Raw genomic sequence first — 23,207 nt, 5'->3', positions numbered from 1 at the left:
TGTCTTATCGCTTTCTTATTTTCGCTAATCATCATGGGTAATCAGGTAGAATTATGTCCCGTTGGGGGCTTTTATGCAATTTCACCTGATCTAGGGCGATGTTCTAGACTATAGAATTATGTCCCATTTGGGCAATGAATTGAATTTTTATCGCAATTAACAGTAATCAATGACAGGAAAAACATGAGTAACGTAAGCGGCATTATTAAATCCACTCAAGATATTATGCGCAAAGATGTGGGTGTTGATGGTGATGCACAGCGCATTAGCCAATTGGTGTGGTTATTTTTTCTCAAAATTTATGATGACCGTGAAGATGAAATCGAATTACTTGAAGAAGATTACCATTCGCCGTTACCAGAAAATTTACGTTGGCGTAATTGGGCGGTAAATAAAGAAGGCATGACAGGAGATGAATTGAGTGATTTTATTAACCTTGAATTATTTCCCACGTTGAAAGAAAAGCTTCAGATCAACACCACATCGGATGAAGTTGGGGATAAACAAAAAGCACGACGGGCTTGGGTGATTCATAGTGTATTTGAAGATGCTTACAATTATATGAAGTCGGGCACATTATTGAGACAGGTCATTAATAAGATTTGTGAAATTGATTTTAATAATACTGATGATCGCCATACCTTTGGTAGTATTTATGAGCAAATTCTTAAGGATTTACAAAGTGCTGGCAATGCAGGTGAGTTTTACACCCCACGAGCGGTAACGCGTTTTATTGTTGATCGGGTTGACCCAAAACTTGATGAAAGCATACTTGATCCTGCTTGTGGTACGGGTGGTTTTCTTGCTTGTAGCATTGACCATAAACGTGAGCGTTATATACATACTTCTAAAGATGAGGAAATCCTTGCTGATAGCTTACATGGGGTGGAAAAAAAAGCTTTACCGCACATGCTTTGCACTACAAATATGATTTTGCACGGTATTGATGTACCAACCCAGATTCAACACGATAATATGCTGAGTCGGCGGGCTTATAAAGATTATGGCAATAAAGATCGAATGGATGTGATTGTGACTAATCCGCCATTTGGTGGTGTGGAAGAGGATGGCGTGGAAAATCAATTCCCTGCTACGTTTCGCACCCGTGAAACTGCTGATTTGTTTATGTTGTTGGTGATTAAGTTGTTAAAAGAAGGTGGACGTGCTGCGGTTGTGTTGCCTGATGGTTTCTTGTTTGGTGAGGGGATGAAAACTCGCCTGAAAGAGAAGTTGCTCAATGAGTGTCATTTACACACGATTGTGCGTTTGCCGAATGGGGTGTTTAATCCTTATACGGGTATTAAGACCAATATTTTGTTTTTTACTAAAAAGCCTGAAAGTCAATCACCTGCAACCCAATCGGTGTGGTATTACGAGCATCCTTACCCTGATGGCGTGAGTAGTTATAATAAAACCAAGCCGATGCGGTTTGAGGAGTTTGCAACGGAGTGTGATTGGTGGGGTGATGAGTCAGAGGGGTTTAAGTCTCGGGTTGAAACGCCGCAAGCATGGCAGGTCAGCATTGAGGACATTAAGGCACGCAATTATAATTTAGACATTAAGAATCCGCATGTTGAGGAGCAACACCAGCATGATCCTGAGGAGTTATTGGTAACTTATCAGCAGCAACAGGGTGAGATTCAGGCATTACGGACACAGTTAAAAAATGTGTTATTTGATGCTTTATCAAACTAAAAGATAATTAACCTCAACGGGGCATCGCCCCTATAAAATCGAGAACAATCACCATAATGCACACATTGATTACGCAACATTTAGATATTTGGACAAATGCGATTAAACCAAAGGCAGGACGTGGCAGAGGTGCTGGCAGAAAGCAGGAGTTGTACGGGATTAAGAAATTACGTGGATTGATTTTGGAATTGGCGGTGCGTGGGTTGTTAGTGCCGCAAGACCCGAATGATGAACCCGCGTCGGTGTTGTTGCAACGGATTGCCGCCGAAAAATCCCAATTAATCAAAGACAAAAAGCTTAAAAAGCAAAAAGCGTTACCACCGATCACCAAAGATGAAAAACCGTTTGATTTGCCTGAGGGTTGGGAGTGGGCACATTTAGGTGATATTACAGATTATGGTTATTCAGAGAAAGCACAAGCTGAAAATGTTCAAGCAGAAACATGGGTGCTTGAATTAGAAGATGTTGAAAAAAACACGTCTAAGTTACTTGCTAAAATAAGATTTAAAGAAAGAAATTTTAAAAGCTCAAAAAATATATTTTATAAAGGAAATGTGATTTATGGGAAATTACGTCCATATTTGGATAAAGTCATCATAGCAGATGAAAATGGTGTATGCACAACAGAAATGATTCCTATAAAAGGATATGCTTGTCTAACTTCTGAATTTATTCGTTTAGCAATGAAATCCCCATACTTTATTGAATATGCAAATAATTCAACGCATGGAATGAATCTACCAAGAATGGGTACAGAAAAAGCTCGTCTTGCTTTAATTCCAATTCTTCCAGAAAAAGAACAACACCGCATCGTAACCAAAGTTGACGAACTGATGCACTTGTGCGATCAATTAGAACAACAGACAGAAAACCAACTTGATGCACATCAAACCCTTGTCAAAACTCTGTTAAACACACTGACTGAAGCTTCCGATCACATCTGCTTTCAGGCTGCATGGCAACGCATCGCCGCACATTTCGATATTTTATTCACCACAGAACACAGCATCGAACAACTCAAACAAACCGTTTTGCAACTGGCTGTAATGGGCAAACTTGTGCCGCAAGACCCGAACGATGAACCCGCGAGCGAATTACTCAAAAAAATTGCCGCCGAAAAAGCCCAATTAATCAAACAGAAAAAAATCAAAAAACAAAAGCCTTTACCGCCAATCACCGAAGATGAAAAGCCGTTTGATTTACCAGAGGGTTGGGAACTAGAACGTTTTTCTAAGATTGTTCAAGAAGTGGCTACTGGACCTTTTGGTTCAATGATAAATAAAAAAGAATACATAAATGGAGGAATACCATTAATTAATCCTTCTCACATGTGTGATGGAGAAATTGTGGAAAACAATAATATTTCTGTAAGCTTAGAAAAAGCAGAAGAGCTAAAATCATACTCAATTTTTTCAGATGATATTGTTATGGCAAGACGTGGTGAAATGGGACGTTGTGCTCTCGTTAAAAAAAGAGAAAATGCTTGGTTATGTGGTACTGGTAGTTTTGTTTTAAGATTCTATAAAAAAATATCCAGACCGTTTATTTTAATACTTTTCCGCTCTCATAATGTTGTCAGTTATTTGGGAGAACAATCTGTAGGTACTACAATGACAAATTTAAATCACGGAATTTTAAATAAAATGCCAGTTGCATTACCCCCACTCCAAGAACAACACCGCATCGTAACCAAAGTTGATGAACTGATGCACTTATGCGACCAACTCAAAACCCGCCTAAACGACACACAAACCACCCAATTACAACTGGCCGACACCCTTTTAATGAGATTTTAAAGTGATCAAAATCACCAATACCCTTTTTATTGATGAAAAGGAACTTGAAGAGAAATTTATCCGAAGCCCTGGTGCGGGAGGGCAAAATGTTAATAAAGTGTCCACGGGAGTGCAACTACGCTTTGATGCCAAAAAATGTGGGATGATTTCTGAGGCGATGTTTAACCGTTTGCGCAATATTGCTAGTCATTTAATGACACAGGATGGCATTATACAAGTGATAGCAACCCAGTTTCGCACACAGGAACGCAATCGACTGGACGCGCGTGAACGGCTTGCTGATTTAATTAAACAGGCAACAGTAGAGCCAAAACATCGTAGACCGACCAAACCAAGCTGGTCTGCCAAGACAAAAAGAACAGATCAGAAAAAACAACGTGGGAAAACCAAGAAGAATCGGTCTAAGGTGTCACGCTCCGATTATTAAGCTACAAAAACTTACAATCGGTTTTAAAAGCCATCTATTTTTGACCAACCAAGTTTTCATCCATTCCAAACTACACAAAATGGAGCTTCAGGGCATTACTCCTAAATAGAATTTGGGAACCAGAAATAGTTTTTATAATAAATGTCCTTGTCGCCTTCTTCCAGTATAATTTAAATATCAATCAGTTTTAAAATCGAGGACTGCCAGTCCTGTATCACTTTAAAATAAAACAACTATACAAGACGTATTCACTATATGAGTAAGGGATATAAAGGAAAACATCAGGATTTTTAGGTTTTGCTAAAAGTTATCCACATCTTAAACTCGATATTCCTCACAAAAAACCGAGAAATGGCACACTAACAAAAGAACAAATTTATGTTGAACACAGCATTGGCGGTATGAAACGCTATCGAATTTTAACCTAAATAACTAAACGCTTGGTTTTTAAGGATGTAACAACTCTAATAGCTGAATGCCTCCACTGCTCAAGATAATCTTGCAGTTCTGCTTCTGCTGTTTGAAATATATTATTAAAAATGAACGCATCAAGGCTAAATAAAAGTTGTTTATCTATTAAGGAACTTATGATTTCCATACTAAAGTTTATTTAAAAACCAGTCTATGCTATTTTTTGGTGTAAAATTTACTATTTATAATTCCTAACTAAATAACGCCTAATTATCAATATGAATCCAATCCCTGAATCCATTTTTTCTTATCGTCCCTATTGGGCAAAACGTTTTGGCACTGCACCTGTTTTACCCATGAGTCGGGCGGAAATGGATCAACTTGAATGGGATAGCTGCGATGTGATTTTAGTCACGGGCGATGCCTATGTCGATCACCCTAGCTTTGGTATGGCGTTGATCGGGCGGTTACTAGAATCGCAAGGATTTCGAGTCGGGATTATCGCGCAACCTGATTGGCTCAGTGCCGATGCGTTTAAAATCTTAGGCAAACCTAATTTATTTTGGGGCGTGACCTCAGGCAATATGGATTCGATGGTCAATCGTTATACCTCAGATCGCAAAATCCGCAGTGATGATGCCTATACACCTGAAGGCGAAGGCGGCAAACGTCCTGATCGCTCCACTTTGGTTTATGCACAACGTTGTCGAGAAGCGTTTAAAAATATCCCTGTTGTGATTGGCGGGATTGAAGCCAGTTTACGTCGTATCGCACATTATGATTATTGGTCGGATAAAGTGCGACATTCAGTGTTATTGGATTCCAAAGCCGACATTTTATTGTATGGCAATGCTGAGCGAGCGTTAGTCGCATTGGCGCATCGATTGGCAGCAGGTGAAGCGATTGAAGATATTCAAGATTTACGCGGCACGGCTTACATTCGCAAACAAATGCCTGAAGATTGGACATTGATTGATTCCACTGATGTTGACCAACCCGGTATTGTCACGCCGCCGCAAAACCCTTATGACGAATTGCCTTATAATCCCGTTGCTGAAACCGATACAGCGCAAAATGAACAAACGCTACAATTTCAACCGCCTGCTAAATTGAGAATTGAACGCAGTAGCAGTTATATTCGTCTACCCAGTTACGCGCAAGTCAAAGCTGATCCCGTATTATATGCCCATACTTCACGGATTTTGCACTTAGAATCCAATCCCCATAATGCACGGGCTTTGGTGCAACGTCATGGTCAACGCGATATTTGGCTCAATCCACCGCCGTTGCCATTGACGACCGAAGAATTAGACCAAGTTTATGAACTGTCTTATACGCGCCAGCCACACCCTGCCTATCAAGGTAAAAAAATTCCTGCTTATGAAATGATTCGGTTTTCAATCAATATTATGCGTGGTTGTTTTGGTGGTTGTAGTTTTTGCTCGATTACAGAACATGAAGGGCGGATTATTCAAAATCGTTCAGAAGATTCGATTATCCGTGAAATTGAGACCATGCGTGATACCGTGCCTGAGTTTACAGGGATTGTGTCAGATTTAGGCGGGCCAACTGCGAATATGTACCGTTTGCACTGTAAAAGTCCTGAAATTGAATCGAAATGTAGAAAATTATCCTGCGTGTTCCCCGGTATTTGCCAGAACTTGAATACCAATCATGCCCCATTGATTAGTTTATATCGCCGCGCCAGAGAACTGAAGGGTGTAAAACGGATTTTTATTGCCTCAGGTTTGCGTTATGACTTGGCGGTGGAATCACCTGAATATGTCAAAGAATTGGTCACCCATCATGTCGGTGGTTATCTGAAAATCGCCCCTGAACATACCGAAGATGAACCCTTAAGCAAAATGATGAAGCCCGGAATGGGCACGTATGATCGTTTTAAAAAACTATTTGATCGTTATTCAGAAGCAGCTGGCAAAGAACAATATTTAATTCCGTATTTTATCGCCGCTCATCCCGGTACCAGCGATAAGGATATGTTGAATTTAGCCTTGTGGTTAAAACACAATGGGCTTCGCGCCGACCAAGTGCAAGCCTATTTACCGTCTCCGATGGCGTTGGCAACCACCATGTATCACACGGGCAAAAATCCATTGAAAAAAGTCACGCGCGATAGTGAAACCGTACAAACAGCAAAAGGTTTAAAAGCACGACGTTTACACAAAGCGTTTTTACGTTATCACGATGCGAACAACTGGCCTTTATTGCGTGAGGCGTTGAAGAATATGGGGCGGGCGGATTTAATCGGCAATGGTAAAAAACATTTGATTCCAACGTATCAACCAGCGGGAACAGGCTATCAAATGGAAGGGGTACGACGTAAATCGACAACCCCAACTCGTCCGTTTAAAACTCAGCAAACGCATGGTGTTAAGAATAAACGAAAAAGACGAGGTTAGATTAATGAATAATAACTTTATGGTCATGGAGCCAACAAATCAGACATTTCAAGAATTAATTAGCAATGGTGTTAAATATACTGTGCCAAGATTTCAGCGTAACTATGCGTGGGAACTAGAACAATGGGAAGATTTATGGACCGATATTGATAATTTAGATACTGAACATTTTCATTATATGGGATATATCGTGTTGCAACGTAAAGGCAATCATGACTTTGAAATAATAGATGGACAACAGCGTTTAGTGACATTATCACTGGTTATTTTAGCGGCGATGAAACAAATAAAAAGCTTAATAGAACAGGGATATGACGCAACACAAAATGAAGAACGCTTACAAGTATTAAGTAATAGCTTTATTGGTTCAAAAAATCCTATTTCTCTCCGAGTTGACAATAAATTATCATTAAACCGTAATAACGCGCTCCATTTTAAAAATATTTGTTCAAACTTGGAAGCAACGATACCTAGAAAGCTCGCATTGACGAATAAACTATTGCATCAAGGTTTTAAATTCTTTGCCGATAAAAAAATAGGTAAGACAGGCGAAGAAATTGCCACGTTTATTGAAAAAATTGCATCAGGGATGGTTTTTACTAAAATTGTGGTGCAGGATGATTTAAATGCTTATAAAGTCTTTGAAACTTTGAATGCACGAGGGGTACAGCTTTCTACTCCCGATTTACTTAAAAATTATATTTTTTCAATTATCACCAAAAATGACGATATTACAGCCGAAGAGTTAAATGATTTAGATGAAAGATGGTCAGCGATTATCTCACAATTGGGAGAAGCTAATTTTACTGATTTTGTTCGCTATCATCATAATTTTCAAGCTAAATTAGTAACAAAGAAAGCCTTATTTAAATCTGTGAGGCAATTAGCAGATACACCACAAAAAGCTTATCTTTATTTAAAATCGTTAACAGAATACGCGCCTATTTATGCTTCTTTATTAAGTCCATACGATGAGTGGTGGGCAAATCAAGAAAATATGACTTATAAAGAGGTGACAAAGTATTTAGACGCATTTAGCCTATTTAATATTAAGCAACCGTTTACTGTTTTAATGATTGCTTTTACTTCATTTCAAGCAGATGAATTTATTAAACTTGTTAGATATATGTATGTTTTATCAATTCGATACAATGTCATTTGTCATCATTCTCCTAATGAACAGGAACGGCTTTATAATCAAATTGCTATAAAAACCTTTCAAGAAAAATATAAAAGAGCAAGTCATATTAAAAATGGTGAAGAATTTAAAAAGCTCTATCCTGACGATCAAACTTTTTCTAGTACATTTGAATTTCACAAGATGCCTAGCCGTCAATCTTCCAAGAAAATTAGGTTTTTACTTTCTGAAATAGAAACTTATCTAGGTACTTGTCCAAATTACGCAAAAACAACCTTAGAACATATTTGTCCTTATAATCCTGAATCAAATTGGTATGACTATTTTGGCGAAGGGGTGAATGATATACAGGATCGTTTAGGTAATGTCATTTTGCTTGATAAAGATGAACTTAAACGTGCTAATTTTGAACAGAAAAAGCAAGCTTACTTAAAATCACCTTATCGCCTGGCTAAAGAAATAGCAAAATATGATGACTGGAATATGCAAACCCTAAATCAGTATCAAAGTTGGTTAGCAGAACAAGCCGTTAATACTTGGCGAGTTGATTAGTTTTTTTGAACAGCATTCAGCTTATAATCTCTTGTTCTATGTATTTTGAGATTTCTCCATAACTACACAGCTAATTGAATCGATTGCTGTGTTTATTCTGAAAGTCACTCGAAACTGAGGCAATTTCAGCTTGGGCAGAATGCCATCTCAATACAGAATGCGAGTGTATATCTGATGACTTTGCTTGCTTTAAAGCTGTTCAAGAAATCACTTGTATGTAACAAAACAGGGTACTTACAGCGTTATTCCTGAGCAGTTTATTTTGATTAATATCATGATTTAAAAATGCTATTATTGGAGTCCATCATGCTGTTCAGCATAAATACCTTCCTCGCCACTTAGCTGAGTTTTACTATCATTTTAAGCGGCGTTTTCAATTTAGTAATCAAGAATATCAATAAGCTCCACGACCTTTTAAGACCGCAGGAACAGTCTTTAAAATCAAAGCAACATCTAAGAAAAACGACTGCTGATTAATGTAATCTAAATCCATTTCAACTTGCTGTGGAAACGGAATATCAGAACGGCCAGATACCTGCCAAATACACGTAATACCTGGAGCAACTCCTAAGCGTTGACGTTGATATGCTGAATATTGTGCTACTTCATACGGAATGGGCGGTCTTGGCCCTACAAGTGACATATCGCCTTTTAACACATTCCATAACTGTGGTAATTCATCAATCGAGAATTTACGAATAAATTCACCTGCAGGCGTAATGCGAGGGTCTTTTTTCATTTTAAATAGGACACCACCATCCATTTCATTCTGTTTCATCAAAGCTGCTTTGCGTGCTTCTGCATCTTGATACATTGAACGAAACTTCCACATCCGAAAACGTTTGCTATCTTTCCCCGTTCTCTTTTGAAAAAACAGCGGTGGGCCAACGGTATCAATCCTAATAGCCATTGCAACCATAATTAAAAACGGGGTAAATAAAATTAACATACTGCCTGCAATAATAATATCGATTAAGCGCTTCACTGCAGGGCTAAAATATTTAACTAAAAAAACTTGCCAACATAGCCAATGAAAACGCACACTGCGCCCAATGCGTGAAAATGCCGAGTCTGTAAAATAGTGGTTCATAGATGAGGTCTTTATTTGTTGTTTTTTTGCACTGACTTGTCGCCAGACCCGATATAAAAATAAAGGATTACCAATAATATAACGCCTCCACATGCGCTTTGGCTCTTGTAACAAACGCCATACCCATTCCATACCTAACTCCCTTAACCAAAGTGGAGCGCGAGGAATGCGCCCAGAGTAAAAATCAAATAATCCGCCAACACCCATACAAATTGCAGTTTCTAATTGGTCTTTATGTTCTGCAATCCACAGCTCTTGGCGAGGTGCTCCATAGGCAACAAGCAAGATATCTGCCTTTGATTGGTTTATGATTTTAATTATCTCAGGGGCTTGTTGCACACTAAAGTAACCGTGGTGCGTACCTGCAATTTTTAAGTTTGGAAAACGTTGCTGCATATTATCGGCAACTGCTTGTGCAATACCATCTCTTGCTCCAATTAAATAGATACTAATATTTTTATGTTCAATGGTTTGGCAAAGCTGGGGAAATAAGTCAGTTCCATTCACATTTGCCAATAAATTGACTTGTAACATTTTGCATCCCATGCGTATGCCACTACCATCCGCCAATACTCGATCTGCTTGGTGTTGTAATACTTGCTGGTATTTTGGGTTTTGGCAGGCAATATTTAAACAATCAGCATTAGCAAAGGCAATAAATCGCCGTTTATTGGTTTCAACACTGTGAATAATGTCTTCAATAGCCTCATTCATGGTGGTGTTATAGAACGGGATTTCTAAAAGGTTAATTTTTTGTGGTGTAGGCAATTCAATGACCTGTTTCGTACGGCTACCACTAAGCCATGCTTTTAGGATTAAGCTTAATCTATCAAGGAATGAAGTGTTGTAAACAAATTCCAGGTCATCTTCAATTTCAGATTGATAGTCAATACCTGTGGATTTTTTCAAAGTATGAATCGAATACAATCCCGGAGTGACATCAAATCGAGGTAATGCTCTAGGGAGTAATTGTTGATTTTCAAATGGAGTTAAAGGGCGCGGGCCAGTAAATGCCATTTCACCACGCAGAATATTCCATAATATAGGTAATGTTTGTCCGATACCTGTGTGAGTAAATTGGAATACAGTGAATGTTTGACGTTGCCGCCCAACCAGGGTTTTTGCTGTAAAAATAGAGCCATTAGACCATTTGGATTGGACAATACGAATAAGCAGAAGAGGGGATAGCAATAGTAATGCTAATATTGCCAAGGGTATATTGAAGAAACGACAAAGCCTCTTATCTATAAATTTTAGATAGATTAAGTGTAAATTTGCCCATAGCATACGCCCATAGGTTTGTATTATGCTGTGTTTTTGCCTCTTGTTATATTGAGACATCATTGAATCCCTCCCTATTATTACTTCAATCGCTTTAAGGTCAATGTTCAAAGCATAATAGGCAAAACTTATTCCGTGAAAAACTTCATAGTCACTAAATATAGCTGTTTTATTTTAAAGTGATATTAGGACTGGCAGTCCTCAAATTTAAAAGTGTTTGATATTTAAAATATTAAAGGACTGCCAGTCCTAATACATAACAAGAAATTCACTATACAAGTTTTTTACATGGTTATAAAATCTTAGAATTTTATTGTACGCGAACAAAGAAAAGGACACAATCAGAATGGAAATTTTCAATTATGCGGTCAGTTTATAAAAAACAATATTTAACGCGTATTTAATATGGTTTTCTTTCCTTGAAAGTCAATAATTTAATTGATGGCAACAAAAATAAAATAGCTAACCCATTGATTCTAAAAAATAGGCTATTCTTTATATTAGAGTTAGATTAAAGTGTGAATTAAGGGTCAAAAGTTAAAATCATATAGCCCATAATTACCATGTAGTGAAGCATCGTTTTGCACAGCATATTATTGAGCCAAAAGCGAGATGATATTCACGTGTATCTTGTTGAACAGATTCAGCTTGATATTTTATCGTGCCTTGAATATGTTATTTTTTATAAACTTGCAGGAAATTATGTTAAATTAAAAGACAGATTTATATTTAGCGTAATTTCCATGTAGGATGGTTTTGTGTATCAATCAATTTGTATTTTAATAGCCATTGGCGTGCATCTTCTGCATCTTGCTCAAACCAGTTTTGGGTCGAGCCTAAGCGAAAACTATAACCCCAAGCGTCCATATCTGCCCATGCTTTTTGTTTAGTCACATTTGGCAATTGCTCAGAGAGTAAAATCTGTAAATAACATACGCCATTTTCTTCATCATAGTCACCACCCGCATCAGTATCTAAATCATCGCGCCGCTGGGCATCCATACAAATGTAGTGACAAGCCTCATGCAAAGCAGAATGTACTGGCGTATCATCGCGTACATACAGGCGATTTTTGACTAAACCCGCTTCACTATCTCCCCAAAAACTGCCTTCAATTTCCTGTTCTGTGGCAAGCAATACCACACTTAATCCATAATGACTTAATAAATCCTGTAAGGACTCTAATCCCAGCTCACTACAACTCAATACATCACTCATCCGTTTTAACTCTGTATCAATTGAAAAAGATTTGTAGGATTGATTTAACTCGTTACCAAACTTGAAACTTAGTAACGAGCAAAGATTATCCCAGCCAAACACTCAGATTTTTTACATATTGATTTGATTGAAAGCATCCCATTTCAGGATAAACAGCATCATTTAGAGTTTTTTCTCTGAAAACTGTCCAACTGCTTTTTGTAATAAATTCGCTTTTTTATTATCTGCATAAACTTCTTGCTTCAGAAGATGTTTTTCACCATCACGGCTTTCAATAGAAAATGTTTTTATAGGAGTGACGGGCTGATATTCACCACGGCAAACCTCAATAAATACGCCAAATTCACGTACAACTTCTTTGTAATAACGCAGTGCGTGGGATAATGAAATATTGTTTTCGGACAAATCAATTAAAGTTTGCTCTGAAACAACATATTGAAATTCCTTAATAGTCCAAAATGCACCTAATGCTTTAGACCATTGCGCAGGAAAATAAACACCCATGTGTAAATATTGATCTTCATTCAACTGAGACAAATGTCCTGAAATAAAAGCCGCATTGGTAAATACATACGGATTCCAAATTTCAATTTGGGCTTTATCTTGTGCAACACGGGTCATTTCTTTAAACAGTCCATCCCAGCGTACGTTAGTGACATGTTCTAAAAAATGTGAGGTGAAAATATGACTGACGCTTTGATCTGGAAACGGTAATCCTGCTGAGTTTAAATCAACCGAGTAATCAACCCCCGGAAAAGCAACATAATCAATTCCTAAAAACCCTTCTTTTTTTGCACCGCCACAGCCAATATCAATCTTTAAATCTTGCATAAAATTACACCTTAATAAAAAATAATAAGTTTTAGCTGGTCAAACGCTGCATATATAACTCTAAACCTAAAAACGCAAATAGACGTTATCGATTGGTAAACAACAGCCTGCTTCAGTAATAACCAAAAATTGGTATTAAAAGAAAATCTATTATTTAACATACTCATTGTCAATTGAGGTAATACAGCAAAGAGCCTAATTCATAAAATATTACGCCCATAAAATCTTAGCAACATCTGGATAGGTTTTGACAAAATGCACCGTCATGCCTTCACGAACATAATCAGGCAATTCCTCATAATCACGCTTATTGGAATCAGGCAAAATCACCTCATGAATTTTAACCCGTTTCGCTGCAATAATTTTTTCTCGCACACCACCGATAGGCAATACATGTCCTGTCAATGTGAGCTCACCTGTCATTGCAATTGAACGTGGTACATCCTTCTGAGTCGCAAGCGATAATAAGGCACTGGTCATCGTAATACCTGCGCTAGGCCCATCTTTAGGCGTTGCTCCAGCAGGAACATGCAAATGAATAAAGGCTTTTTCAAAATATTTCTTATTCACCCCAAACTGTCCACATTCTCCAACCAAATAACTATAAGCGATTTCAGCCGACTCCTTCATCACATCACCAAGTTGCCCCGTGAGTTTAAAACCACGTGCATAATTATGAATTCGCGTTGCTTCAATACTTAAGGTTGCACCACCCATTGCCGTCCATGCTAAACCCGTAATAACTCCCACACCTTTAAGCTCTTGATCGTTTTCAAATATAGGATTGCCTAAGTAATCATTTAGGTTATCAGAGCTCACCTCAATTGGTGTTTCAACATCTTCCAATATTTTTAAAGCCGCTTTACGGGCAATTGAACCGATTTGTTTTTCTAAATTTCGTACACCCGCCTCGCGTGCATAATCTTCGATAATACGGGTCAAAGTCTCATCAGGTAAAATCAATTGTTCATCTTGCAAGCCAGAACGTTCTAGTTGACGACGTACCAAATGTTTTTTTGCAATTTGCAATTTTTCACTGGTTAAATAACCTGATAACTTAATAGTTTCCATGCGATCAAGTAACGCGGCTGGAATTGTATCTAATTGATTAGCAGTACAAATAAATAATGCTTTAGACAAATCAAATCGCACATCTAAATAATGATCTAAAAAATCGCTATTTTGTTCTGGGTCTAGCACTTCCAATAATGCTGATGCAGGATCACCCCGATAAGATGCGCCGATTTTATCGATTTCATCTAACATGATAACGGGGTTGGCATACTCCACTTCTTTCATGGCTTGGATAAATTTACCTGGCATAGCACCGATATAAGTACGGCGATGGCCTTTAATTTCTGCCTCATCATGAATCCCGCCCACGGAAAATCTAAAAAATGAACGGCCTAGCGCATTGGCAATTGAACGTCCAACCGAGGTTTTACCCACACCCGGTGGGCCTACTAATAATAAAATAATGCCACTGATACTGCCTTTTAATTTGCCAACAGCTAAAAACTCCATAATTCGGTCTTTAACATCTTCTAAACCTTCATGATCCGCGTCCAAAATTTCACGCGCTTTAGCAATATCCAAATGGTCGGAAGAATATTTACCCCAAGGCAATAGGGTTAACCAGTCTAAATAATTGCGGGTCACAGCATATTCCGATGAACCGATTTCCAGTACCGACATTTTGTCCATTTCATCGTCAATCACTTTTTGTGCTGCTTCAGGGACAGTCAACTCTTTTAAACGTTCAGTGAATTTCTCCACTTGTGCGGTACGGTCATCTTTTTCAATCCCTAACTCTTGCTGAATCGCTCGTAGTTGCTCACGTAAGAAGAATTCACGTTGATGATCTTCCATTTTATCTTCGACTTGGCGACGAATTTCAACCTGTGCTTTAGCCAGTTGCAATTCTTTATTCAGCAATAGCAACACTTTTTCTAAACGTGGTGCTAAATCCAAGGTTTCTAAAATATCTTGCAATTCTTCACGAGTTGAAGTTGTTAAACTGGCGGCAAAATCAGCTAGCGAAGAAGGTTCTTCAGGGCTAAAACGCTCCAAAAACATTTTTAATTCTTCGTTATACAAGGGGTTGAGTGGTAATAACTCTTTAATCGTATTGATAATAGCTAAGACATGAGGTTTTAATTCAGCATCTTTCTCATTTTGGACTTCAAGATGGTAATCCACATTTGCAATAAATGGATGTTGGCTATTGATCCATTCGGCAATTTCAAAACGTTGTAGGCCTTCAACAATAATTTGTAAATTATCATCTTTATCGACTTCAATAATTCGATGAATTTTGCATACTGTGCCAATCGGATAAAAATCATCTTGAGTCAAAGTTGTAATATCATCTACATTGTCTTTTTTGCACAGCATTAAACCTAGCAATTTATGAGGACTATCATGAATTTCTTTAATCGTATCTGACCACAAATCATTCTCGATAATCATCGGAATCACTTGGTGTGGAAAAAATGGACGACTCATCAAAGGTAAAATGTGAACTATTTTGGGCAAGGCTTCTTTGTAAGAAATTAAACTACCTTGAGACTCTTCACCATCGGCTTGATTTTCCTCATCGGTTGCTTTGACTTCTTCAATATCTTGTTCAAAAGGTTCGTGTTCAACCGTCATTTAAGTATCCTTATTTATTTGATGATTTCAGCCTATCAAATAATGGCGGTATTGACCAGTTACAAGAGGCAAGTTTGAATATTATTCCTAATCAAGCTTATTCAATGTGTAAGATAGCTTTTATAAATATTTGTTTTTGATATATTTCAAGTTTAGAAGCTAATATGAAAAATATATTTCTCTTCTCGTGATTATGATTTGAAACAATCGGCGATTTTAAAAGCAATTCGCAGTATAACTAATGAAACAGGTGATTTTTAAAAGGATTGCTTTTTGTTGAATCCATTGCCAATATCGGAGAGGAATGACGGTGCTACACACCGTCACTCACACTGTTATCTTAATGGATGTACGCAATATTAGAAGGTGGCAAAATAGGATATTCACTTAATTTAAATGTTATGTTCTCTTCAAATAAAGTCACGCCTGCGGTATTGTCCACAATGATTTTAACTTGATTGATGGGGGGTAAAGGTTTCCCTTTATACCATTTTATGAATTGTTTTTTGCTTATAATCAATGGATTAATTAACAAGCCTGTCTCCATCATGTTGGGCATAATACGATAGCGTAATTGTTGACCTGTACTGGTTGTCAATTCCATGTATACCAAAGATGATTTATATAAAAATGAAAATACTTCACCTATTGCTGTTTTATTAAACTCAAGGCTCAATAATAATGGCTTAGTACTAAAATCAGAGATATCTATGGATTCCCCGAATTTTACGTCGTGCTGTAATAAAATATCCCCTTCGGCAACTCTGCCTTGTCCGCGTGGAGCATGTTGCAATAACAGATAGTCTTTTTCCTCTAAAACAGGAATATAATCCCGCATAAGCACTTTAATTACTTCAATGTCATCCATCAGAGGAAACCGCCCATCAATGGTTTGCAGTTTAAACAACACAAATTGAGGGGCTTGTTTGCTACCATAAAAATTGCCGTTAACATTGAGTAAACGTGTTGTATAAGCACTATAACTTTGAAAAATGGGGCGAGGATGCCAATTAAATTGATTTAGAAATAAGGTGACTTGTTCAAAAGATAAAATATCCAGCGTTTTTTCACCAACGGTTTCACGCACTTTAGGTAAATCTAAGATTCTTTGTGATTCAGCAAAACCATTATGATAATGCTGTTGTAATTGAGGCAGTTTCAAAAGATTCTTGGTATTATCGACCAAATGCTGATTCCATTGCGTGAACATGGTATTAACAGTAATAAACTGATTTGCGCTAATAAGACCAATCACAGACAACAAGATAACCATATAACGGAAACTATGAAATAACGAACGGATACTTAATTTCATTTTTTCTTCATAATCGAACATAAAAGGGACAAGCATTAAAAATGCAAAGAAAATAGACGCATGAGGCGCATCATGTCGCACCAGCCCTGCTTTAAAGATCAGAAAGGTACTAAATCCAATGGAACAGGCTAACAGGAGGCGCTCAATATTGAATTTAGGCGCAAAAGCAGAAATTAAACCTATCAACATAGTCAAGCCTAATACAGTTATCACTAACAATATTTCATAATTTGAACCTATTGATAGCATAGCTGCATTATAGCCACGACTGATTTCTAAAGAGTTGATAATAAAAGCAGGTAGATTTTCTACAGATTGTCCTAGCAATGTCCATAATCCCATAACTAAGGCAGTATAAGCCACTATTATAAAAGGACATTTAAGCCAACCATGACGCTTACCAATAATGATGCTGATAATAATGATGTTAAAGCCTGTAATCAGAAATAATACAAATTTAGTCATCGCTAAAGTGGCAAAAAGGCTTAGGATTAACAACATGAGAAACCAATTTATAGCTGATGTATTTTTTTGCACAAAAGTAGGTGGATTGATAATCAGCGCAACGACTAACAATACCGATAAATAATAAACCGAATCAACTAAATGAACAGATTGCACCGACAACATCAAGACTAAATAGAAATAAATCCATTTATTAATGAGACCTCTAAGCTGTTGCCCATGCAGCATAAATAATGCAGCAATGACAAAAGCAGCGATAAATTGCCACGCGATAAATGAAGCAAATAAATCCATATCATAAGGTGCTGTTGCATTATAAAAATAGCCCAATGGACCATAAGTGAAAATCAGCTCTGTGCCATATTGTAAATTTTGTTTATACGCAATTCCTAAGCCTGCCATCCATGAGTGATCTAAGGTATTACCAATAAAACTTGCGTAATGTAAAAAAGAAAGAAAAATAACAATAAATAAAATAAGTTGCAGAAGCCTTGTTTCAATTTGGCTTATAGTATGAGAAAACATTTCTAAATAGTATCCTTTTGCTAAACTAGGACACTTGCTTATTGATATAAAAGGTCAATATAGGCATGACTTTGCTCTCCAATGCTTAATAACAAGCATCCTACGTAAAATAATTAAAAGGAAGTTTAGTAAATAATTCGAAGATTAGCAAAAAATCACCTAATATAACTAAATTTAGAGAAAGATGGCTTTTGACTAAAGGTAACAGCTGTTTGTTTAATTGATTCAATATCAATCTATTGTAAGAAATCACTTGGATTTTTATAATAAAATTGTTAGCAATACTTTTCGTTATACTAAAACAGGCGTACAATTTAGTTGCAGTTTTAACCAGTCAAAGGAGATAAAAAAATGGCAGAATGGCGCAAAGTAGCTAAGGCGTTTGCTTTGGCAGATGGACATATTAGCCAAAAAGAAGTAACTATTTTACGTGAGCAACTTTTTGCAGATAATCATATTTCTAAAAGTGAATTAGATTTTCTTAATGAAATTAAAACAGAAGCTAAATCTAGCGTACAGCTTCTAGACGAGTTAATTGCAGATTGTGAAAAGGCGATTAAATAGTGAATTTATTTTAGGACTGGTTTTGTATGCTATCACCAGTCCTAAATCATTTAAGCTGCCATTTCATTCACAGCCGCTAACACCTCATCAACATGGCCGTCAACTTTCACTTTGCGCCACATTTTCTGTAATACACCCTCTTTATCATAAACATAAGTGCTGCGTTCAATACCGCGAACGTCTTTACCAAACATTTTTTTGTCTTTCATTACGCCATAAGTTTTACACAACACTTCATCAACATCCGCTAGTAATTCAAATGGAAATCCATACTTTGCTTTGAAATTTTCATGTTTTTTTACTGTATCGCGCGAAACGCCTAAAATAAGTACATTTCTATTTTGGAATTCTGCAAATTTCTCTGTGAACTCATTACCCTCTTGAGTACAACCGGGGGTATTGTCACGTGGATAAAAATATAAAACCACGATTTGGCCTTTTAAGCTGGCAAGATTGATTTCTTGATTGCTGGTTGCTGGCAAGGTGATGTCAGGTAAAGTACTGCTACCGATTTCTACTGTCATTATATTTCCAAGTGGTGAACATCAACGGGCAAAAATAGTAGCGGATACAAGTTGCTAATGCAATAACTTAAAATTGCTTTACAATATTCATACTGATAATAAGATGTGCAAACCTCCAAAGAAGCCTATGAAATTTATTATTACCTCAATCAATGCCCTAAATGAATGGGTTGGGCGTATGACGGCGTGGCTGGTGCTGTTGATGGTGCTGGTTATTGTGTACGATGTCATGATGCGGCGTTTTTTTAGTATCGGCTCAGTCCAATTACAAGAATTACAATGGCATTTATTTGCGCTAACCTTCCTCCTTGGTGCAGCTTATACCTTTAAATATGATGAACATGTCCGAGTTGATATTTTTTATCAAAGCATCAAAATAAGCGATGCTGGGCGGGCTTGGATTAATTTATTTGGCAACCTACTTTTCTTAATTCCTTTTTGTATTTTAGTTATTTATACCTCCTATCCTTTTATTTCAGCCTCCTTTTTTCAGATGGAAAGTTCTCCAGACCCCGGTGGCTTACCCTATCGTTTTTTGCTGAAATCGGCGATCCCATTGTGTTTTTTTCTGCTGTTATTACAAGCGATTGCAAATATATTGTCTAATATTCTAGTCATCTCAGGTTATAGCAAACATCCTAAATATCATGGTTGTTGTGGTTTGGCTGTGAAACCAATTGAAATAGATAAATAAGGATCATGCTGTGGAATTTTTAACTGTAGAAATGTGGTCGTTAGTGATGTTTGGGGTATTAATGCTGGCCTTATTACTAGGCTATCCTGTTGCATTCACCTTAGGGGCAATTGGTTTAGGGTTTGGCTTGGTATTTTTAGATGTCAGCTTTTTCAATTTATTGCCGCTGCGGATTTGGGGCATTATGACAAATTTCACTTTATCCGCCGTGCCGCTATTTGTATTTATGGGCATTATTTTGGAAAAATCGGGATTAGCTGAAGATTTATTAGAAACCATGGGTTTGTTATTCGGCCCTTTGCCCGGTGGATTAGCGATTTCAATTGTGTTAGTTGGGGCTTTACTTGCGGCAACCACGGGTGTTGTAGGGGCAACCGTCGTAACAATGGGTATTATTGCCTTGCCTTCCATGTTGAAAAATAATTATTCGCCTGAATTAGCCACGGGCACAATTGCCGCTTCGGGTACTTTGGGGCAAATTATCCCACCCAGTGTGATTTTAATTTTACTGGCGGATGTGATTGGCGTACCGATTGGACGTTTATTTATTGCAGCAATCGTCCCTGGTGTAATTTTGATTGGGATGTATTTAATTTTTATTTTAGTTCGAGCATGGCGAAACCCAGAGCTTGCCCCCGCATTGATTGAGTACAGTCAAAAATGGGATTTAGAATTATTAGTTCGTTTAGCCAAAAGCTTGTTTCCTGCTTTATTTCTAATTATGGCCGTTTTAGGCTCGATTTTCTTTGGTATTGCTTCACCAACAGAATCCGCCGCAGTGGGTGCAGTGGGCGCGATGTTATTAGCCGCGATGCGTCATTCAAAACCATTAGAAAATATCATTTTTTTGATTGTCATTGTGCTGGGTGGCACGGTTGGTTGGATAGTCATGAATACGGTGTTTTTTGCAATCGCAATTGCTGTTGTGGGTACATTGTGGCTGACGTTTAAAAATCGTTTAACCCGTCAAAATACCATTGAATCAATGCAGCACACGGTATGTCTTACCAGTATGGTGTTTTTGATTTTAATCGGCGCAACCACATTTGGTTTAGTGTTTCGCGGTATGGGTGGTGATAATTTAGTGCATGATATTTTTACTCAGTTACCGGGAGGCCAATGGGGGTTTTTACTCACAAGTTTGGCTTTAGTGTTTGTATTAGGCTTTTTCTTAGATTTTTTAGAAATTTGCTTTATTGTTGTGCCGATTCTTGCGCCAATCGCGGTTTATTTTCACATTGATTTGTTATGGTTTGCAATATTGATTGCGGTTAATTTACAGACTTCATTTTTAACGCCGCCTTTTGGCTTTTCATTGTTTTATCTCAAAGCAGTTGCGCCTAGCAATATGCCGATGAGCGTTATTTATCGCGGGGTTATTCCTTTTGTTATTTTGCAAGTGATTGGTTTGGCTATTTTGGTGATATTTCCACAAACTGTTTTATGGTTGCCAAATTATATTGATAGTTTACTTGGTTTGTAATAGCTAAGATTTAAAGTAACAATATTTCGGACAGTTTTTTCATTGCCTAAAACTATGATTATATTGAAAAATAAAATATTTCATATTTTGCAGGAAATAATATGAGTAACAACGATCAATCTATTTCCATTGGTGGGGATGTGACGGGTTCAAATGTTATTGTGGGTGGTTCGAATAATGTACAGAATATTCAAGGCGTTTCAGCAGAGTTATTTGCTCAGTATGCAGGTGATTTAAAAGTTACAAACAGTGCGTTAAGCAGTTTTTTTAAGATTTTACAGCAGCAACAAGTTGGGAAATTGCTCAGTATTATAAGTGGTTGGCACTATACTCCTAAGTAATTAGTTTGGTTGGTACTCCATATTAACTTGCATTCCTAATAATTTATTATTTGCATCAAGCTCACATACAATTGTTTCATCAGAAAATAATGTTTTAAATTCAGAATCTGTTAAATACTCTCGCATTGTTTCTAAATCATCTTCACTTAATGTTGCTATATATTGTTTTTCATGAGAAGTTGCATATTCATTAGCAATTTTAAATACTTCGGCTCTTTGAATAGCATCAAGCTCAGTTGTAAATAAACGACTGTCATGCCATATAAATTCCATTTTATGATTTTGCTGCAACAATAATACAGTAAAGTCGTAGCAAAAAATTCTAGCATTATTAATTCCATCGGCTGCATGATTTTCAATTTTTACATCAAAATCATAACGTAATTGGTTTTCACCTGTATTGTTATAAAGTGTAATACCTGCTGGCGCATCGGGATAAAGTCTATTAGCAATATTGGCAAATAAGGAAAATCTTTCTTCTCGCTCTTGTCGAGTCGCCTCAAGATATTTTGTTGCTTTTAACTCTTCTTTACTAAATTGCGCTTTAATATTACTGAGTTCAATGTCAATTTGAGTTGAAATTTCTTGAAAAGATTTGAGTTTTTGTAATTTATTTTGTAATTTAATCACTTTGTTATTCACAGCAACATATTGGTCTAAGGCTTTATTTTCAGACAGAAACACAAGCTTTTTATCTAATAGTTTTCCTTCGCTTCTAATTTTAATATCTAATTGTTCTAATTCTGATTGTAGACGTATTTTTTCCTGAGTAAGTCGCGTTATTCTATTTTTTAATAATTGTTGTTGAAAAGTTTCAACTTCTTCTAGGTGTTTCAGAGTCTCAGGCTTAAATGCTTGCTCAAGTTCTTCATATGCGGACATTAACTTTTGTCTTGTAATATCTGATTTTATATTGATACCTTTTTCAATATTTTCGATTGTTTTTTGTAAAATAACACGCTGATTCTGAAGTTGATGAAGCTGTTTTGCAATCTGATTAGCTTCCTGTTCTATATCACTATAATTTTCTGCAACCTGAAATTCAGCAAGTTCTTTTTCTAATTTTTGTATTTGTTTTTCTAAATGCGAAATATTAATGTCAGGGTCTTTACTCTTCGTAAAGTATTCTTTGATAACTGAATCATTTGCAAAGCTTTTTTTAAATTTTTTCTTTTCATCATGCTCAATTTTCAGATTCATCTTTCTTAATGCTAAATGAATATCCAAGCCTAATAAAAATAAATTACGCAATAACTTATCAGTAGGAGAATAATCTGCTTTTGTTTCTTTTGGATTAACATAATCAGCTTTATATCTTCTAATAAAACGAGGCAATAAAGCTCTAAATGAAATTTTTTGCGTATTTTCAGGTATCCGGAATAATTTCTGTTCAAGAAGCTGGCAAAATGCTTGAATTTTTAATTCTTCTTCATTCAGCAATATAACATTTTGTTTTTGTGCATTGCGTCTTGAAACAAAATATTCATCACCAATTTTAAACTCTAAAGAAAATTCCCAGTCAGGCAAATGTTCTTCAAATGCTTTATTTTTATTAGAACCTAAACAAAAATGTATAAGCTCAATAGCAAGTGATTTTCCAACGCCGTTATATGAATTTTGTTTTTTATTTTTTGAGTTTTGGGAGCGCGAGCCGACAATAATCGAAAGTCCAACAGGGTTAAATTCGATTGTTTTAAAACTTGCTTGATTGGCAGAAAGACGAATTAAACGCATTTTTGCAACTGTCCTTGCTTGGATAACTCAATAGCACCAACAGCATATAAC

At 36.8% G+C, this 23,207-nt stretch carries 16 protein-coding genes; 9 read left to right on the top strand and 7 right to left on the bottom strand.

The window, feature by feature from the left end:
- Positions 1–183: 183 nt before the first annotated feature.
- The 5 genes from ABXH34_RS03745 to ABXH34_RS03725 all read left to right on the top strand — a co-directional run bounded on the left by ABXH34_RS03745 (position 184) and on the right by ABXH34_RS03725 (position 8,439).
- Positions 184–1,695: an N-6 DNA methylase gene (locus ABXH34_RS03745; RefSeq protein ID WP_353570524.1), complete on the top strand. Its 1,512-nt coding sequence runs from the start codon at positions 184–186 to the stop codon at positions 1,693–1,695.
- 56 nt (positions 1,696–1,751) lie between these two features.
- Positions 1,752–3,491, top strand: coding sequence for a restriction endonuclease subunit S (locus ABXH34_RS03740; RefSeq protein ID WP_353570523.1), 1,740 nt, complete (start codon positions 1,752–1,754; stop codon positions 3,489–3,491).
- Between the two features lies 1 nt (position 3,492).
- The gene (gene arfB, locus ABXH34_RS03735; protein WP_353570522.1) at positions 3,493–3,918 is read left to right on the top strand and encodes an alternative ribosome rescue aminoacyl-tRNA hydrolase ArfB; all 426 of its coding nucleotides are present in this window, start codon (positions 3,493–3,495) and stop codon (positions 3,916–3,918) included.
- Between the two features lie 689 nt (positions 3,919–4,607).
- Complete coding sequence (locus tag ABXH34_RS03730; protein WP_353570521.1) at positions 4,608–6,749, top strand: YgiQ family radical SAM protein; 2,142 nt, start codon at positions 4,608–4,610, stop codon at positions 6,747–6,749.
- Positions 6,750–6,753: 4 nt separating this feature from the next.
- Positions 6,754–8,439: a DUF262 domain-containing protein gene (locus ABXH34_RS03725; RefSeq protein ID WP_353570520.1), complete on the top strand. Its 1,686-nt coding sequence runs from the start codon at positions 6,754–6,756 to the stop codon at positions 8,437–8,439.
- Positions 8,440–8,833: 394 nt separating this feature from the next.
- On the opposite strand, the gene ABXH34_RS03720 is transcribed toward ABXH34_RS03725, so the two are convergent.
- The 5 genes from ABXH34_RS03720 to ABXH34_RS03700 form a co-directional block, all read right to left on the bottom strand.
- A complete protein-coding gene (locus ABXH34_RS03720; protein ID WP_353570519.1) occupies positions 8,834–10,873 on the bottom strand; it encodes a WecB/TagA/CpsF family glycosyltransferase in 2,040 nt (679 codons plus the stop codon).
- Between the two features lie 666 nt (positions 10,874–11,539).
- Complete coding sequence (locus ABXH34_RS03715) at positions 11,540–12,028, bottom strand: hypothetical protein (RefSeq protein ID WP_353570518.1); 489 nt, start codon at positions 12,026–12,028, stop codon at positions 11,540–11,542.
- Between the two features lie 162 nt (positions 12,029–12,190).
- Positions 12,191–12,859: a class I SAM-dependent methyltransferase gene (locus ABXH34_RS03710; protein ID WP_353570517.1), complete on the bottom strand. Its 669-nt coding sequence runs from the start codon at positions 12,857–12,859 to the stop codon at positions 12,191–12,193.
- Between the two features lie 210 nt (positions 12,860–13,069).
- On the bottom strand, positions 13,070–15,511 hold the full coding sequence (lon, locus tag ABXH34_RS03705; RefSeq protein ID WP_353570516.1) for an endopeptidase La: 2,442 nt from the start codon (positions 15,509–15,511) through the stop codon (positions 13,070–13,072).
- 340 nt (positions 15,512–15,851) lie between these two features.
- A complete protein-coding gene (locus tag ABXH34_RS03700; RefSeq protein WP_353570515.1) occupies positions 15,852–17,816 on the bottom strand; it encodes a hypothetical protein in 1,965 nt (654 codons plus the stop codon).
- Positions 17,817–18,167: 351 nt separating this feature from the next.
- On the opposite strand from ABXH34_RS03700, the gene ABXH34_RS03695 reads away from it, so the two are divergent.
- Positions 18,168–18,380: a hypothetical protein gene (locus ABXH34_RS03695; protein WP_353570514.1), complete on the top strand. Its 213-nt coding sequence runs from the start codon at positions 18,168–18,170 to the stop codon at positions 18,378–18,380.
- Positions 18,381–18,430: 50 nt separating this feature from the next.
- On the opposite strand, the gene ABXH34_RS03690 is transcribed toward ABXH34_RS03695, so the two are convergent.
- Complete coding sequence (locus ABXH34_RS03690; protein ID WP_353570513.1) at positions 18,431–18,904, bottom strand: peroxiredoxin; 474 nt, start codon at positions 18,902–18,904, stop codon at positions 18,431–18,433.
- Between the two features lie 127 nt (positions 18,905–19,031).
- Between ABXH34_RS03690 and ABXH34_RS03685 the strand changes: the two genes are divergently transcribed.
- The 3 genes from ABXH34_RS03685 to ABXH34_RS03675 all read left to right on the top strand — a co-directional run bounded on the left by ABXH34_RS03685 (position 19,032) and on the right by ABXH34_RS03675 (position 21,422).
- Positions 19,032–19,598 (top strand): TRAP transporter small permease subunit, encoded by a 567-nt coding sequence (locus ABXH34_RS03685; RefSeq protein ID WP_353570512.1) that lies wholly within the window; start codon positions 19,032–19,034, stop codon positions 19,596–19,598.
- Between the two features lie 31 nt (positions 19,599–19,629).
- On the top strand, positions 19,630–21,081 hold the full coding sequence (locus ABXH34_RS03680) for a TRAP transporter large permease (RefSeq protein WP_353570540.1): 1,452 nt from the start codon (positions 19,630–19,632) through the stop codon (positions 21,079–21,081).
- A gap of 101 nt (positions 21,082–21,182) precedes the next feature.
- Entirely contained in the window at positions 21,183–21,422 is a 240-nt protein-coding gene (locus ABXH34_RS03675) for a hypothetical protein (RefSeq protein WP_353570511.1), read from the top strand.
- Here ABXH34_RS03675 and ABXH34_RS03670 read toward each other — a convergent pair whose 3' ends face one another.
- Positions 21,423–23,156, bottom strand: a complete 1,734-nt coding sequence (locus tag ABXH34_RS03670; RefSeq protein ID WP_353570510.1) for a DUF2326 domain-containing protein — start codon at positions 23,154–23,156, stop codon at positions 21,423–21,425.
- Between the last annotated feature and the right edge of the window lie 51 nt (positions 23,157–23,207).

Source organism: Candidatus Albibeggiatoa sp. nov. BB20 (assembly GCA_016744725.1).
Taxonomy (GTDB): domain Bacteria; phylum Pseudomonadota; class Gammaproteobacteria; order Beggiatoales; family Beggiatoaceae; genus Albibeggiatoa.
Note: the sequence above shows the minus strand (reverse complement) of the source record. Positions and strands in the feature narration are given on the sequence as shown.

Bases quoted from the DNA above. Each gene is read 5' to 3' on its own strand.
- ABXH34_RS03745 (WP_353570524.1), top strand. From the start codon at position 184: ATGAGTAACGTAAGCGGCATTATTAAATCCACTCAAGATATTATGCGC.
- ABXH34_RS03740 (WP_353570523.1), top strand. From the start codon at position 1,752: ATGCACACATTGATTACGCAACATTTAGATATTTGGACAAATGCGATT.
- ABXH34_RS03730 (WP_353570521.1), top strand. From the start codon at position 4,608: ATGAATCCAATCCCTGAATCCATTTTTTCTTATCGTCCCTATTGGGCA.
- ABXH34_RS03725 (WP_353570520.1), top strand. From the start codon at position 6,754: ATGAATAATAACTTTATGGTCATGGAGCCAACAAATCAGACATTTCAA.
- ABXH34_RS03720 (WP_353570519.1), bottom strand. From the start codon at position 10,873: ATGATGTCTCAATATAACAAGAGGCAAAAACACAGCATAATACAAACC.
- ABXH34_RS03715 (WP_353570518.1), bottom strand. From the start codon at position 12,028: ATGAGTGATGTATTGAGTTGTAGTGAGCTGGGATTAGAGTCCTTACAG.
- ABXH34_RS03710 (WP_353570517.1), bottom strand. From the start codon at position 12,859: ATGCAAGATTTAAAGATTGATATTGGCTGTGGCGGTGCAAAAAAAGAA.
- lon (WP_353570516.1), bottom strand. From the start codon at position 15,511: ATGACGGTTGAACACGAACCTTTTGAACAAGATATTGAAGAAGTCAAA.
- ABXH34_RS03700 (WP_353570515.1), bottom strand. From the start codon at position 17,816: ATGTTTTCTCATACTATAAGCCAAATTGAAACAAGGCTTCTGCAACTT.
- ABXH34_RS03695 (WP_353570514.1), top strand. From the start codon at position 18,168: ATGGCAGAATGGCGCAAAGTAGCTAAGGCGTTTGCTTTGGCAGATGGA.
- ABXH34_RS03690 (WP_353570513.1), bottom strand. From the start codon at position 18,904: ATGACAGTAGAAATCGGTAGCAGTACTTTACCTGACATCACCTTGCCA.
- ABXH34_RS03685 (WP_353570512.1), top strand. From the start codon at position 19,032: ATGAAATTTATTATTACCTCAATCAATGCCCTAAATGAATGGGTTGGG.
- ABXH34_RS03680 (WP_353570540.1), top strand. From the start codon at position 19,630: ATGTGGTCGTTAGTGATGTTTGGGGTATTAATGCTGGCCTTATTACTA.
- ABXH34_RS03675 (WP_353570511.1), top strand. From the start codon at position 21,183: ATGAGTAACAACGATCAATCTATTTCCATTGGTGGGGATGTGACGGGT.
- ABXH34_RS03670 (WP_353570510.1), bottom strand. From the start codon at position 23,156: ATGCGTTTAATTCGTCTTTCTGCCAATCAAGCAAGTTTTAAAACAATC.